Annotated in this window: 16 protein-coding genes and 1 tRNA gene; 5 read left to right on the top strand and 12 right to left on the bottom strand. The window is 68.3% G+C overall.

Translation table 11 applies throughout. The features are described from left to right. Positions 1–59 precede the first annotated feature (59 nt). The 3 genes from rpmI to ppgK all read left to right on the top strand — a co-directional run bounded on the left by rpmI (position 60) and on the right by ppgK (position 1,480). On the top strand, positions 60–260 hold the full coding sequence (gene rpmI / locus DEIMA_RS14100; RefSeq protein ID WP_013557942.1) for a 50S ribosomal protein L35: 201 nt from the start codon (positions 60–62) through the stop codon (positions 258–260). 1 nt (position 261) lies between these two features. Beyond that, positions 262–621, top strand: a complete 360-nt coding sequence (gene rplT / locus DEIMA_RS14095) for a 50S ribosomal protein L20 (RefSeq protein WP_013557941.1) — start codon at positions 262–264, stop codon at positions 619–621. Between the two features lie 106 nt (positions 622–727). Beyond that, complete coding sequence (gene ppgK, locus DEIMA_RS14090; protein ID WP_013557940.1) at positions 728–1,480, top strand: polyphosphate--glucose phosphotransferase; 753 nt, start codon at positions 728–730, stop codon at positions 1,478–1,480. A 47-nt stretch (positions 1,481–1,527) separates the two neighbouring features. On the opposite strand, the gene DEIMA_RS17045 is transcribed toward ppgK, so the two are convergent. From DEIMA_RS17045 to DEIMA_RS14070, 4 genes are all read right to left on the bottom strand, one after another. After that, positions 1,528–2,238 carry an anti-sigma factor gene (locus DEIMA_RS17045; protein ID WP_169311947.1) on the bottom strand — a complete coding sequence of 237 codons (711 nt, stop codon included), beginning with the start codon at positions 2,236–2,238 and terminating at the stop codon, positions 1,528–1,530. A 2-nt stretch (positions 2,239–2,240) separates the two neighbouring features. Continuing rightward, the gene (locus tag DEIMA_RS14080; protein WP_013557938.1) at positions 2,241–2,774 is read right to left on the bottom strand and encodes an RNA polymerase sigma factor; all 534 of its coding nucleotides are present in this window, start codon (positions 2,772–2,774) and stop codon (positions 2,241–2,243) included. Positions 2,775–2,830: 56 nt separating this feature from the next. Further along, on the bottom strand, positions 2,831–3,070 hold the full coding sequence (gene tatA, locus DEIMA_RS14075) for a twin-arginine translocase TatA/TatE family subunit (RefSeq protein WP_013557937.1): 240 nt from the start codon (positions 3,068–3,070) through the stop codon (positions 2,831–2,833). A gap of 84 nt (positions 3,071–3,154) precedes the next feature. Next, complete coding sequence (locus DEIMA_RS14070) at positions 3,155–4,291, bottom strand: methyltransferase domain-containing protein (protein ID WP_013557936.1); 1,137 nt, start codon at positions 4,289–4,291, stop codon at positions 3,155–3,157. 188 nt (positions 4,292–4,479) lie between these two features. On the opposite strand from DEIMA_RS14070, the gene DEIMA_RS14065 reads away from it, so the two are divergent. Both DEIMA_RS14065 and DEIMA_RS14060 read left to right on the top strand, forming a co-directional pair. After that, on the top strand, positions 4,480–5,826 hold the full coding sequence (locus tag DEIMA_RS14065) for a TrkH family potassium uptake protein (protein WP_013557935.1): 1,347 nt from the start codon (positions 4,480–4,482) through the stop codon (positions 5,824–5,826). 16 nt (positions 5,827–5,842) lie between these two features. Further along, positions 5,843–6,502 (top strand): potassium channel family protein, encoded by a 660-nt coding sequence (locus tag DEIMA_RS14060; RefSeq protein WP_013557934.1) that lies wholly within the window; start codon positions 5,843–5,845, stop codon positions 6,500–6,502. 24 nt (positions 6,503–6,526) lie between these two features. Here DEIMA_RS14060 and DEIMA_RS14055 read toward each other — a convergent pair whose 3' ends face one another. The 8 genes from DEIMA_RS14055 to DEIMA_RS14020 all read right to left on the bottom strand — a co-directional run bounded on the left by DEIMA_RS14055 (position 6,527) and on the right by DEIMA_RS14020 (position 12,802). Next, the gene (locus tag DEIMA_RS14055; RefSeq protein WP_013557933.1) at positions 6,527–6,847 is read right to left on the bottom strand and encodes an NUDIX hydrolase; all 321 of its coding nucleotides are present in this window, start codon (positions 6,845–6,847) and stop codon (positions 6,527–6,529) included. A 141-nt stretch (positions 6,848–6,988) separates the two neighbouring features. Continuing rightward, positions 6,989–8,446 carry a 2-phosphoglycerate kinase gene (locus tag DEIMA_RS14050; RefSeq protein WP_013557932.1) on the bottom strand — a complete coding sequence of 486 codons (1,458 nt, stop codon included), beginning with the start codon at positions 8,444–8,446 and terminating at the stop codon, positions 6,989–6,991. Between the two features lie 62 nt (positions 8,447–8,508). Then, entirely contained in the window at positions 8,509–9,120 is a 612-nt protein-coding gene (locus DEIMA_RS14045; protein WP_013557931.1) for a TetR/AcrR family transcriptional regulator, read from the bottom strand. 40 nt (positions 9,121–9,160) lie between these two features. Next, positions 9,161–9,853 carry a GntR family transcriptional regulator gene (locus DEIMA_RS14040; protein ID WP_013557930.1) on the bottom strand — a complete coding sequence of 231 codons (693 nt, stop codon included), beginning with the start codon at positions 9,851–9,853 and terminating at the stop codon, positions 9,161–9,163. 187 nt (positions 9,854–10,040) lie between these two features. Next, positions 10,041–11,033 (bottom strand): GTP 3',8-cyclase MoaA, encoded by a 993-nt coding sequence (gene moaA / locus DEIMA_RS14035; RefSeq protein ID WP_013557929.1) that lies wholly within the window; start codon positions 11,031–11,033, stop codon positions 10,041–10,043. Between the two features lie 92 nt (positions 11,034–11,125). Next, positions 11,126–11,374 carry a hypothetical protein gene (locus DEIMA_RS14030; protein ID WP_013557928.1) on the bottom strand — a complete coding sequence of 83 codons (249 nt, stop codon included), beginning with the start codon at positions 11,372–11,374 and terminating at the stop codon, positions 11,126–11,128. A 62-nt stretch (positions 11,375–11,436) separates the two neighbouring features. Continuing rightward, positions 11,437–12,495, bottom strand: coding sequence for a glucose-1-phosphate thymidylyltransferase (locus tag DEIMA_RS14025; RefSeq protein ID WP_013557927.1), 1,059 nt, complete (start codon positions 12,493–12,495; stop codon positions 11,437–11,439). A 232-nt stretch (positions 12,496–12,727) separates the two neighbouring features. Further along, positions 12,728–12,802 (bottom strand) — tRNA-Glu (locus tag DEIMA_RS14020). Positions 12,803–12,906: the final 104 nt, after the last annotated feature.

Below are 12,906 nucleotides of genomic sequence, written 5' to 3'. Positions count from 1 at the left end.
CCCGAACCCCCAGACGGCAACCCCACCCGCGTGGGTGTTCGCCGGGCTAAAGGAGCATCATGCCGAAGCAGAAGACCAAAAAGAGCGCCACGCGCCGCATCAAGATCACGGCGACCGGCAAAGTGATGGCGTTCAAGAGTGGCAAACGCCACCAGAACACGGGCAAGTCCGGTGACGAAATCCGCGGCAAAGGCCAGGGCTTCGTTCTCGCCAAGAGTGAATGGGCACGCATGAAGGCCATGCTGCCGAAGGGGAAGTAAGATGCCGCGCGTCAAAACCGGGATTGTTCGTCGTCGCCGTCACAAGAAAGTCCTCAAGCGCGCCAAGGGCTTCTGGGGCTCACGCAGCAAGCAGTACAAGAACGCCTTCCAGACGCTGCTCAACGCCGCCACGTACGAGTACCGTGACCGTCGCAACAAGAAGCGTGACTTCCGTCGCCTGTGGATCCAGCGTATCAACGCCGGCGCCCGCCTGCACGGCATGAACTACAGCACCTTCATCAGCGGCCTCAAGAAGGCCGGCGTGGGCCTGGACCGCAAGATCCTCGCGGACCTCGCCGCGCGCGAACCCGAAACGTTCGCCACCCTCGTGGAAACCGCCAAAGGCGCCCACGCGGCCTAAGGCACCCTGTGCCCGGAACCGGAGCTTCGGCTCCGGTTTTTTTGTGGGTCTTCAGGGGCGCTTCAGGGAACGCGGCGCGCACAGGTCCGGCCCGTATCATGCGCGCATGACGGACCCTCAGCAGATCCTGGGTATCGACATCGGCGGGAGCGGCATCAAGGGCGCGCCCGTGGACGTCACCACCGGGCAGCTCCTCGCGGAGCGCCACCGCATCCCCACCCCCGAAGGTGCCGACCCCGACGACGTCGCGCGCGTCATCACCGAAATTCAGCGGCACTTCGGGTGGGACGGCCCGGTCGGCTGCACCTTCCCGGGCGTCGTTCGCCGCGGCACGACCCTCACCGCCGCGAACGTCAGCAAGGACTGGGTGGGTCTCGACGCCGCGAAACTCCTCGCGGACGCGACCGGCACGCCCGTGCAGGTCCTGAACGACGCGGACGCCGCCGGCCTCGCCGAAGCGCGCTTCGGCGCCGGCAAGGACGTGACCGGCGTGGTGATCCTGCTGACCTTCGGCACCGGCATCGGCAGCGCCGTCATCCAGCACGGCACCCTGCTGCCCAACACGGAATTCGGGCACATGGAGTTCAATGGGCACGAGGCCGAAGCGTGGGCGTCGGACCGCGCGCGCGAACGAGACGAACTCGGCTGGAAGGCCTGGGCGAAACGCGCCGGGGCGTTCATGGGCTATCTGGAGATGCTGTTTAGCCCTGACCTGTTCATCGTGGGCGGCGGGGTCAGCAAGAAGGCCGACAAGTGGCAGGACCACCTGGACCTGCGCACGCCCGTCCAGCCCGCCACGCTCAAGAATGCGGCGGGCATCGTCGGCGCAGCCCTGCACGCGCACGAGCACACCCGCTGAGGCGGCCTGCAAGCAAAGCGGGGGCGCCAGGCGCCCCCGCTTGCCGCTCAGGACAGGGTGGTGGTGCTGAGTGGCGGCAGGGTCGGGGTGGGCCGACCGCCGCGCGGCTCGACCGTCAGGCCGAACGTCGCCCGGCCCTGCACACGGTCGTCCGTGGCGAACAGCCGACCGTCGAATACCCCGAGCGACGTCACCTGCGTGCCTTCGATACGCCACGCCTGGTACGAGTGGTCCTGGGTGGGCGCGCGGTCCATCAGCACCAGAATGCGCCCGTCCGGCATGCGCGTCAGCTCCCCGACGCGCGTCCCGCTCGCGCCGAGCAGCACCTCGCTCTGCGCGCCGGGCGTGCGCCGCGCCGAAGCGTACGTCTGCGCCGCGCTCCAGTCGCGGACGCCCGGCAGCACCACAATGCCGACCCCCACCGCCGCCACGGCGAGCAGCACCGCACCCCACGGGGCACTGCGCCGCGGCGCACGCGCCCTCGGGGCGGCGGGTCGGGCCGCCGGCACCGTGGCCGGCGGCCTGATCGGGTCGGGCGTTGTCACGCCCGGCTGCGCCCGCAACCGGGCGAGCAGCCGCTCCTCCGCCCCTGCCGGGACGGGCGCGGCCTGCACGAGCGCCGCCTGCGCGAGCGCCTCACGCTCCGCGCGCACCTCACGCAGCACGTCCGGGTGCGCCAGCAGGTACGCTTCCACGCGCGCCGTTTCGGCGTCATCCAGGGCGCCCAGTACGTATAAATCCAGAGTATCGCGGTCCACGCTCACTTCACTTCACCTCCCCGGCCACGCTCCAACTGCGAGCGGAGTGCGGTGAGCGCCTGCCGGATACGCGTCTTCACCGTCCCGAGCGGCTTGCCGGTCAGGGCCGCCACTTCACTGTGCGAGTACCCGCGGTAGAACGCCAGGTCAATCAACTGCTGGCTTTCCGCATCGAGGGTCTGAACGGCGCCGTCCAGCATCACCCGGTCTTCCAGGTCCGGTTGCGCGGACGGCGCGTCCCAGTCCTCAATGGCGTACGTCTCGGGGCTGCGGTCGCGCAGCGTCTGCAACATGCGGCGCTGCGCGATGGTCACGAGCCACGTCTTAGCGCTCGCGAGGCGTGCGTCGAACCGTTCCGCGGCCCGCCAGATGCTCATGAAAACGTCCTGAACGGCTTCTTCGTGCTCACCGTTCGGGCCGAGCATGCGGCGGGCCATGGCGTAGACATACCGGGCGTACCTTCGGTGCAGTTCCAGCAGCGCGTCCTCGTCGCGCGCTGCGATGGCGGCGATCAGCTGCTCGTCCGTGGGCGTCATGCGTGTGTGGCCTCCCTCACACGGGAAGCTACCACGTCACGCGCGGGCCCCGCCGATCACGCGCGCGTTTCGCTCGCTTCCGCCGCGGGCGCAGCCGTCACGACCGTGGTGGCGTTCGGCGCAGCGGTGTCCTTGAAGCTGGCGTCGAGTTCGTCCTTGAGGCCCTGCGTGCCCTGACGGAACGAGCGGACGCCCTGCCCGAGGCTCTTGCCGAGCTCCGGGAGTTTCTTCGGGCCGAACACCAACAGGGCGATCACCAGGATCAGCAGAATTTCCGGAAAACCGAGGTTGGGCATGCGTAGTTCCTCCTCCGGGCCGAGGAGCGCCCGGCCTACACAGTGATACGCACGTGCGCGCCGTTTGGATGTGGGCCGCGCCGCTCAGGCGCGGGACAGCAGGTACGCGCGCGGGTGGTGCCCGCCGCTGTACGCCTGGAACGCCTCGCGGCCCCGCCAGCGGTCCTGATCCGCGAGCGTCCGCTCAAACAGCCGCAGCTCGTGCGTGAGTACCACCATGCGGCCGTGCTTGCTGGTCAGGCGGTGCATTTCCGCCAGGAACGCCGGGTACAGCGTCTCGTTGCTGGTGTGCGACCCGATCGCGTCACCCCACGGCAGGTCCACGAGGATCAGGTCGAAGCTGCGCGCCGGCAGGCCCGTCGCGAGAGCGTCCACGTGCGCCACCTCGATGTCGCGGCGCGCCGCGCGGATGTTCTCGCGCGCGCAGTCCACCGCCTCCTCGTCGATGTCCACGCCGACGAGCGCCTCGGCGGGCATCATGCCGGCGCGTTCGATCAGCAGCGTGCCCGAGCCGCACATCGGGTTGAAGATCCGGTCGCGTTCACTCAGGCCGCCCACGCGCAGCATCGCGTGGGCGATGGTCGCGTTCAGGCCGCCCGCGCGGTTGCACGCGCGCCACGGCCGGGCGCTCAGCGGGCGGGGCGTCACGCGCGCCAGCACGTCCCACGCGTCGGCGTCCTCGGCGCGGACGAACCGCACCAGCAGCTCCCCTTCATTCGCGTCGTACGGGAGGGCCAGCAGCGTGCTGAGTTCCGCAGCGAGGCGCGTGAACACCTCACTGTCGCGGCCCGCCGCACTGAAGCGGAAGCTCGCGTGGCCCCCCTCGCGCGCCACGCCCGCGAGGTACTCCGCGAGCTGCACCAGCTGCTGATGCCCCAGCAGCGCCTTGGGGCGCGGCACGTCGAAGCGCCGCACCTGATACACCGCCACGGCGCTGCGCAGACGCGTGAGACGCGCCGTTTCCCCGCCAAACCAGAAGCGCAGGCCGCGCACGTCCCGGACATCCGGAACGGTCGATAGTTCCGCCGCCGCGTACGACTCCAGGCCGCGCAGCACCTCCACCTCGTACTGCCGGGCCTTCAGGTGCGACAGGCGCTTGGGGCGCTCACTGCGCTTCCCGACGGGCTCACGGCCACGCGCGGGCCGCTCTTCGGCGCCCGTGCCGTCATCGTCGGCGTGAGGGCGTCGCGGGCGCGCGCCGCGTGCCAGACGCGCCGCCACTCGGTGCGCCTCCGCGCGCAGCTGCCCCTCGCGGTCCGCGGTGGACGCCCCGGCAGTGGAACTGGAAGAACGGGACGGGGCGCGGCGCGGCGCGGATTTGGCAGAAGGACGCTTCGGCATGACCAGCCAGTATACCGCTCGCGCCCCCCACAGCCATGAGCGCCGCTGTAGAATCAACCGATCTCCCTATGGCCCGACGTCCCCCCCTGCGCCTCACCGCCCCGCAACTGGTCGCCGCGACGTTCGCGCTGGGCATCCTCATCGGCGCGCTGCTACTCAGCCTGCCGTTCGCGCACACGCCCGGCCACGCCCTCACGCCCCTGCAGGCCGCGTTCATGGCGACCAGCGCCCTGTCCGTCACGGGCCTCGCCGTGGTCGACCCCGGCACCAGCCTCAGCCCCTTCGGGCAGGTCGTGCTGCTGCTGCTCGTGCAGATCGGCGGGCTCGGCATCATCACGTTCGGCACGCTGCTGGCCCTGCTCGCCGGACGCCGCCTGTACTTCACGGACCGCGTGCGCCTCGCGCAGCACTTCAGCGCCCTGGACGTCGGCGGGGTCCTGCCGCTCATCCGGCGCATCCTGCTCACGACCCTCGCCATCGAGCTGCTCGGCACGCTGCTGCTGTGGGCGCGCTTCGCGCCCGAACAGGGTGCCGGGCGCGGCCTGTACAGCGCCGCCTTCCACGCCATCAACGCCTTCAACAACGCCGGGTTCGCGCTGTACCCCGATAACCTCGCGCGGTACGCCACTGACCCGTTCGTCACGCTGGTGCTCAGCGCCTTGATCATCCTCGGCGGCCTCGGCTTCCTGGTGCAGCTGAGCGTCGTCGCGCACTTGCGCAACCCACGCGAGCACCGCCTCGGCGTGCACGTCAAGATCGCCCTGAGCGTCACCGCCGCCCTGCTGCTCGTCGGCATCGCCGGGTTCGCCCTCACCGAGTGGACCAACCCGCGCACGCTCGGTCCCCTCAGCCCCCTCGGGAAGCTCACCGCCAGCGTCTTCCAGGGCGTCACGCCGCGCACGTCCGGTCTGCACACCCTGCCGTACGACGCGATGCGGCCCGCCACGCTGCTCCTCACCACCCTGCTGATGTTCATCGGCGCGAACCCCGGCTCGACCGGCGGCGGCATCAAGACCACCACCTTCTACGTCGTCCTGAGGGGTGTGTGGAATTACGCGCGGGGGCGCGGCGAGCCGGTCACGCATCACCGCCGCCTCGACCGTGACCTCATCACGCGCGCCATGACCATCGCCCTGCTCGGCATCGGCGTGCTGCACGCCGCGCTGCTCCTGCTGCTGCTCACGAACCCCTCCGTGCCGCCCATGAACGCCCTGTTCGAAACGGTCAGCGCCCTCAGCACCGCCGGGCTCAGCATGAACACCACCCCGCACCTGAACGCCGCTGGGCACCTGCTGCTCATCGTCCTGATGTACCTCGGGCGCGTCGGCCCGCTCATGCTCGCCACGTCCCTGAGCGCCCGCGCGTCCCGCGATACCGTCCGCTACCCGCCCGAACGGGACATCCTGCTCGGGTAAGCAAGGAGAACCCCTCGTGAAAGTCAAACAATGCCTCGTGATCGGCCTGGGCCGCTTCGGCACCGCCGTCGCCACCACCCTCTACGAAATCGGCCATGAAGTCGTCGCCGTGGACGTCGAGGAAGAACACGTCGAGGGCGTCATGAACCTCGTGACGCACGCCGCCATCCTCGACGCCACCGACGAGCGCGCACTGCGCTCCATCGGCGTGTCCGACTTCGACGTGGTCATCATCGCCATCGGCACGGACATCCAGTCGAGCATCCTCGCCACGCTGAACGCCAAGAGCCTCGGCGCGCCGTACGTGGTGTGCAAAGCCATCGACGACACCGCCCGCCGCGTCCTGGAGAAGCTCGGCGCGGACCTCGTCATCCGCCCCGAGCACGACATGGGCGTGCGCCTCGCGCGGCAGATCGCCACGCCGAACCTCGTGGACACCCTCGACCTCGGCAGCAACTACGCCATCGTGGAGATCGAGGCGAACGAGCGCCTGCGCGGCACCCTGCGCGACCTGAACCTCACCAACCGCTTCGGCGTGCAGGTCATCGCCCTAAACCGCGCCGGCAACATCGAAATCACCCCGCGCGCCGAACACGACGTCCTCCCGCACGACAAGATCGCCGTCATCGGCAACACGCACGGCATCGACGAACTGCGCCGCTACCTCGGCGACTGAGCGCCCCCTCCCGGACGGGCACGTTCAGCCGTTCAGGTACAGCAGGCGCGTGAGCTCCCGCAAGTCCCCCTTGGCCGGGTCGCCTGCATCAATGCGCGCCACCAGGGCCTGCGGCGTCAGCCAGGTCCCCTCCGTGAAGTCCTCGGGGTTGAAGGCCGGTGCCTCGTCGCAGCGGACCTCGTACACCCGCATGAACGCGCTGAGCGTCTGCTCGAACGGCGAGAACGCCGCCACGTACGACTCGCCGCTCATGACGTGCCCGCCGACGCTCACGTCCAGGCACCCCGGAAAGCGGCGTTTGTGCAGGGTGCGGCGAGGAATCCACTGTTCACCGCGCGCGTTCACCAGGAACGTGTTGATGACCCGTACTGGCCGCGGCTGCGCCTAAGCGTCCTCCATTCGGACCCGGCCCACCACGCGGTCGCCCGCATCCACGAGGCATCCACGAGATCCAGCCACTCCTCGGTCAGGCGTGCCCCCGGTCACTCAGACGTTCGTGAAGGCCGCGCGCTGCTCGGGCGGGAGGGCTGTCACGACGCGGCTCATGATGACTTCCATCGCCTGGTCCGCCGCCTCGTCGAGCGACAGGCCGTTCAGGGTGGGGACGCCCACGTGCCCGGCGAGGTCCGTGAGGTACGTCTGCATCTGCCGGATCTCCCGGAAGTACCGCAGGTACCGGCTCATCGGGCGCGTCTGCGTCGTCTCCCGGTCCCGCGCCTGGAAGTGCCGTCGGTGCTCGGCCTCGTCCGGCACGGTCACCAGCATGGGAATCACGATGGCGCCCTCGAAGTCGCTGGCGCGCAGGTACCCCGGCGCGAGGTGCACGCCTTCCAGCACCAGGCTGGCGTTCTCTTCCAGGCTGCGGCGCACGACGGCGCCCACGCCCACCGACACCTGTTGCGCCTGCTCCCGGAACCCCGCCAGCAGCTGCGCCTTGCTGGGGTGCGCCGGGTGCGGCTCGGCGGGGTCGAGGAGCGCCTCCCACGCGTCGAAGCTGCTCATGTGCAGTGTCGGGACCAGTGCGGGGCTCACCATGGCGCGCATCACCTCGCGCACCGAGTCGGTGCTGATGATGCGCGTGATGCCCAGTCGGTACGCCAGTTCCGCCGCGAGGAAGCTCTTGCCGGTGCCGCTCACGCCGCCCAGCAGGATCGCCAGGGGTTTGGGCGGGCGGCGCACGACGCGCAGCAGCCGGTACCGGTCTGCGACTTGCGGGCCGATTTCCTGCCGCAGCAGCTCCTCGGTGACGTCGCTCACATGGGCGCGCGTCACGAGGCGGTCCTCGGTGCCGCGCAATCTCGCTTGCGCGGCCCGCGCGACCTTGCGGGCGTAGTCCGGCGCGACGCCCGCCGCGAGCAGCGACTGCGTCAGGATGCCTTTGCTGAATGGTACGGGCGTGCTGCCGCCCGTTTCCAGCACGCCGAGCCGCCCGCGGTTCTGTCGCAGGAACCGGTAGGTGAGGCGCAGGTGCTCCCCGTACCGCTCGCTGAGCGCCCGTTCGATCAGGTCGTCGATGTCACTCGCGGCGAAATGGGTGATGCCCCGCTCCCGCAGGTGCTGGTCGATGCGGCTCGCGACGCTGTACGCCTCACGCGGTGCCAGGCCGGTGTCTTCCAGGCTGCGCGCGAGGATGCCGCGCGAGAACGGCAGGGTGCCTGCCTCGCCCTCCACGATGATGTCCTCGAACGCGGCCGTCTGGGCACGCAACCGGTCCGAGAGGGCGTCGCCGAGCAGCGCGCCCGCCTGCGACACCATCGCCTCCTTGAGTTGCCGCGTCGTGACGTCCCGCAGGTTCACGTCGAGCAGGTGCTGCTCGACGGCGCGTGCGACGGCCGCCGCCGCTTCGGGCGTGCCGCCGGCCGTAACGACACTTTCCACCACCAGGCCCTTGCTGAACGGCCAGCGGTGCCCGCCCTGGTTGACGTAAATCTCGCGTGGGGCCACGGTACTCCTTCGCTGCGCGCCCACCGGCGCGTGTCGCCCCGGAGTCTACCGCACGCCGGGACTCAGCGGCGCAGCACGCCTTCGAGCAGGAAGCTCAGCGTGCGCCGCATGTCGTCCTGCAGGCTCTGCACGGTCGGTTCCGCGCCGTATGCACTCCAGCGCAGCGCCACCATCAGGTATGTGTCCGCGATCAGGTTGCACATGCGTTGCAGGCTCAGGTCCGCGCGCAGCTGCCCGCCCTGCTGCATGGGCCGCAGGATCAGCTCGATGACCTTGCTGAGTGGCAGCGCCTGGTACGCGGTGCGCGCGCGCTCCGGGTCCGGGTTGAGCAGTTCGTACGCGAGCGGCGGAATCAGGTCGCGTTCCTGCGCGGTTTCCTGCGCCAGCTGGTCCCACACTTCCTGCAGGACCGTCAGCGAGGGCGCGTTCTGCGCGAGCCGCGCCTCGGCATGATCGCGGAGGCGCTCCATGATTTCGGCGCCGTAGTCGAGCAGCACCGCTTCCTTGTACGGGTAGTAGTTGAAGAAGGTCCCGCGCGAGACGTTGCTGGCCTTGGCGATATCGGTGGCGGTGGTGGCCTGAAAGCCACCACTCTTGAACAGCTCGATGGCGACGGTATAGATGCGGGCGCGGCGCCGCTCCTTCTGACGTTCGCGCTGCGACGTGGAGTCCATGGACCTGTATTGTACTTGGACTGAGCCCAAAATCATGCGCTCAGGGCTCGAAGCTGTCCTGGAAGGCGTACCGGTCGCCACGCACCCAGTAGTTCACGTACGACACGCGCTTCGTGCCGCTGTACGTCGTGCGGCGCAGCAGGAACGACGCGGTGCCCACCGGCACGCGCAGCAGGTCCGCTTCCTCCTGGCGGAGGTTCACGGCTTCCAGCGTCTGCTCCACGCGCGTGAGGACCACGCCCATGCTGACCATGACCTCGTGAATGCTTTCGGCCGCGAGGTTATGCCCCAGCAGATCCGGCGCGAGCTGCGTGTTGATGTACCGCTTCTCGATTACCAGCGGCTCGTCCCCGGCGGTGCGCAGGCGGTGCACGAACGCTACCGGGTCGCCCGGCTGCACCTGCAGGACAATGCCGATTTCCGGCGTCGCCTGAATTTCCATGGCGCGCAGGACGGTGGTGCGGTGGTCCGGGTGGCGCGCCCACTCCTTGAAGGGGCGCACGCGGAACATGCCCTGGCGGAAGCGTTTGCCGGTCGGGAAGGTGCCGGCGCCCTGCACGCGGTACACGTACCCTTCGCGTTCCAGTTCGTCGATGGCGCGCCGCGCGGTCATGCGGGACACCTCGAATTCGCGGGCGAGCTGCGGCTCGCTGGGCAGCGGCAGACCCTCCGGGTAGTGGCCGCCCAGCAGGCGGTCTTTGAGGGTCGTTTTGATCAGCGGGTACTTGGCCATGGCACCTCCAGGGCGGCGCGCGCAGCGCCGGTGAGCGTCTCCGGCGGGGTCCTGCGCGGCCTGTGGCGGTGGCGTGCGGTGGTCTGACGGCGAGGCTCACGCGCCCCGCCACCGCCAGATGAAGGCATCGTAAAGCATTTCGTGTACTTCGGACGCCAGTTTCGGGCGTGGTGTAAGTACACCACCCTCACCCCCCGATGTGCGACATCTCCACTTTACCCGTCCGTTCGCCGCCCGCGGCGCGCTCCTCCGAATACCGGTCGGTGCGCGCCGACCACACGCTCACGACGCGCTCCAACAAGGCCGCGTCGTCCTCGCCGGCCCGCAGCGGTCCCCGCAGATCCACTCCACCCGACGCGAACAGGCAGGTGTACACCACCCCCACCGCCGACAGGCGTACCCGCGAACACGACCCACAGAACGCCCCCGTCACACTTGAAATCAGGCCCAGCTCCCGGCCTTCCGCGTCCGCGTACCGCGACGCCACCTCCCCGCGGTGCGTGGGCGCCACCGGCGTGAACGTACCCCCCAGCCGCGTCAGCACTTCTGCTGACGGCACCACCTGCGACAGATCCCAGCCGTTGTGGTTCCCGACATCCATGAACTCGATGAAGCGCAGCACGTGCCGCCCCCGGAAGTGCGCCCACAACGCCTCCAGCTGATCGTCGTTCACGCCGCGCTGCACCACCGTGTTCACCTTCACGCGCAACCCGGCCGCCGCCGCCGCCTCGATGCCCGCCAGCACCGCTTCCGGCGCGGTGCCCATACCGTTCATCTGCCCGAAGACCACGGGGTCCAGGGCGTCCAGGCTGACCGTCACGCGCCGCAACCCCGCCTGGTACAAGGCCCCCGCCAGCCGCGGCAGCAGCACCCCGTTCGTCGTCAAGGCCACGTCCTCCACGCCCGGCAGGCGGACCAGCCGCTCCAGCAGGTCCGGCAGGTCCCGGCGCAGCAGGGGCTCCCCGCCGGTGACGCGCAACTTTCGCACGCCAGCCTCCACAAACACACGCGCCAGCCGCTCGATCTCCTCGAAGGTCAGCAGCTCCGCGCGCGGAAGGAAGGCGTAATCCGCGCCGAACACTTCCCGCGGCATGCAGTACGTGCACCGCAGGTTGCAGCGGTCCGTCACGCTGATGCGCAGATCCCGCAGGGGACGTCCGAGCCGATCCAGAAGGGCCATAGTCCCCCGGTTATACCGGCTGGCGCGGCACCGCGCACCATTCGCCTCACACTTCCCACGCACGAAAAGGGGAGCCGCCTGGGCTCCCCGGGTCACGCCTGAACGGCGGTGGTGCGTTTCGGAACGGCTTGCGTCTGCTCCTGACGTTGCGCGGCGGCGTACCCGACCTGCGCGCCCAGCTGCCAAGCGAGTTTCAGCATGAATTGAATGGCTTCCTGATCGTCGCGGGCCATCAGGTCGCGGAGGTGCTCCGGCAGTCCATCCGGGAGCGGCACCTGCTTGAGCTGCTCCCCGTACTCCGCGCGAAGCTGCTCGAACCACTCAGCGTACGGGTTCTTCATACCCCAAGCTTAATACAACCACGCTCAAGTAATGTAACAGCCGCTCCCGAGTGAAGAGGCCATCAGGTCAACTCCACAATGCTCGCATCCGACAGCGTCAGTTTCAGCGTCCGCGGCACCCGGCGCCCACCACGCACCACCGCCCGCAACCCAATCAGGCAATCCTGCAGGCGCGTCTCCACGTTCTCGATCACACACGACTGCTCAATGATGCTGTGCTCCACCTCGGAACTCCGCACCACCGAATTCGCGCCGATCGTCGTGAACGGCCCCACATACGTATCCTCCAGCACCACGCCCTCGCCAATCATGGCCGGCCCGACGATCTTGCAGCGCGTCACCCGCGCCGTCGGCGCAATGCACACCCGCCCGCTCACGCGCGAGTCCTCCACGGTCCCCTCAATCCGCTCCTCCAGCTTCTCCAGCAACAGGCGGTTCGCGTCAATCAGGTCACGCGGCTGCCCTGTATCCTTCCACCACCCCACGACCGTCTGCCCCAGCACCGTCTGGCCCGAATCAATCAACCCCTGGATGGCGTCCGTGATCTCGTACTCACCGCGCGCCGAAGGCTTCAGCGTCGCCAGCTGCTCAAAAATCGCGCTCGAGAAGCAGTACACGCCCGCCACCGCCAGATTGCTCGGCGGGTTCTTCGGCTTCTCAACAAGACGCGTAATGCGCTTTCCATCCAGTTCTGCCACCCCGAACGCTGTGGGGTTCTCCACCTCGACCAGGGCAATGACCGCGTCCGGCCGCTCCGCGTGAAAGGCATTCACGTACGCACTCACGCCATCCTCGAACAGGTTGTCCCCGAGGTATACGCACACGTCGTCGCCCGCCACCCAGTCGCGCGCCATGAACACGGCATTGCCGAGCCCCAGCATCTCCGGCTGCTCAATAAACTCGACCGTAACACCGGCAATGTCTTCGACGGCCTGCTCGAGTGCCGGTCGCGTGAGGTCGGAGACGACAATGCCGATGTCCGTGATGCCGGCGGCCCGGAGCGTCTCGATGGCGTGCACGATAATCGGTTTGCCCGCCACGTTCAGCACGGGCTTCGGGCGCGTAAAAGTGAGGGGACGCATGCGCGTCCCGTAACCAGCCGCTGGAATAATGGCCTTCATCTAGGCCGATCATAAGTGGGCAGGCGGGTGTAAAAGTTTATAAAATCTAAATATTGAATTTGATTTCGAGAGTATTTAAGAGCCGCTCTTGCTGTAAATCTTAAATAGATACGTTTGATAATCAGTCGTTCAAAATCAGCCTTTTTATTCGACTTCTTGGCCTTTGAAAACGAGACTTCTGCAGAGGTGGCAAAAGAGAACCGCTCAAGCGGTAAAGCTTGAGCGGTTTCGGTGGTGACCCCAACGGGATTCGAACCCGTATCGCTACCTTGAAAGGGTAGTGTCCTAACCGTTAGACGATGGGGCCACACCTTTTCAGCGTTTGGCTTGCGCCGCTTGCTGCCCTTTCAGGGTGTGCCGTGTTTCAGGCACGCGAGAAATAATAGTGGAACATAAAGACAGTGTCAACAG

Source organism: Deinococcus maricopensis DSM 21211 (assembly GCF_000186385.1).
Taxonomy (GTDB): domain Bacteria; phylum Deinococcota; class Deinococci; order Deinococcales; family Deinococcaceae; genus Deinococcus_B; species Deinococcus_B maricopensis.
Note: the sequence above shows the minus strand (reverse complement) of the source record. Positions and strands in the feature narration are given on the sequence as shown.

Coding starts and splice junctions, on each gene's coding strand:
- tatA (WP_013557937.1), bottom strand. CDS start 3,070: ATGCCCAACCTCGGTTTTCCGGAAATTCTGCTGATCCTGGTGATCGCC.
- moaA (WP_013557929.1), bottom strand. CDS start 11,033: ATGGCCCTTCTGGATCGGCTCGGACGTCCCCTGCGGGATCTGCGCATC.
- DEIMA_RS14065 (WP_013557935.1), top strand. CDS start 4,480: ATGGCCCGACGTCCCCCCCTGCGCCTCACCGCCCCGCAACTGGTCGCC.
- DEIMA_RS14045 (WP_013557931.1), bottom strand. CDS start 9,120: ATGGACTCCACGTCGCAGCGCGAACGTCAGAAGGAGCGGCGCCGCGCC.
- rplT (WP_013557941.1), top strand. CDS start 262: ATGCCGCGCGTCAAAACCGGGATTGTTCGTCGTCGCCGTCACAAGAAA.
- DEIMA_RS14030 (WP_013557928.1), bottom strand. CDS start 11,374: ATGAAGAACCCGTACGCTGAGTGGTTCGAGCAGCTTCGCGCGGAGTAC.
- DEIMA_RS14080 (WP_013557938.1), bottom strand. CDS start 2,774: ATGACGCCCACGGACGAGCAGCTGATCGCCGCCATCGCAGCGCGCGAC.
- ppgK (WP_013557940.1), top strand. CDS start 728: ATGACGGACCCTCAGCAGATCCTGGGTATCGACATCGGCGGGAGCGGC.
- DEIMA_RS14040 (WP_013557930.1), bottom strand. CDS start 9,853: ATGGCCAAGTACCCGCTGATCAAAACGACCCTCAAAGACCGCCTGCTG.
- rpmI (WP_013557942.1), top strand. CDS start 60: ATGCCGAAGCAGAAGACCAAAAAGAGCGCCACGCGCCGCATCAAGATC.
- DEIMA_RS14025 (WP_013557927.1), bottom strand. CDS start 12,495: ATGAAGGCCATTATTCCAGCGGCTGGTTACGGGACGCGCATGCGTCCC.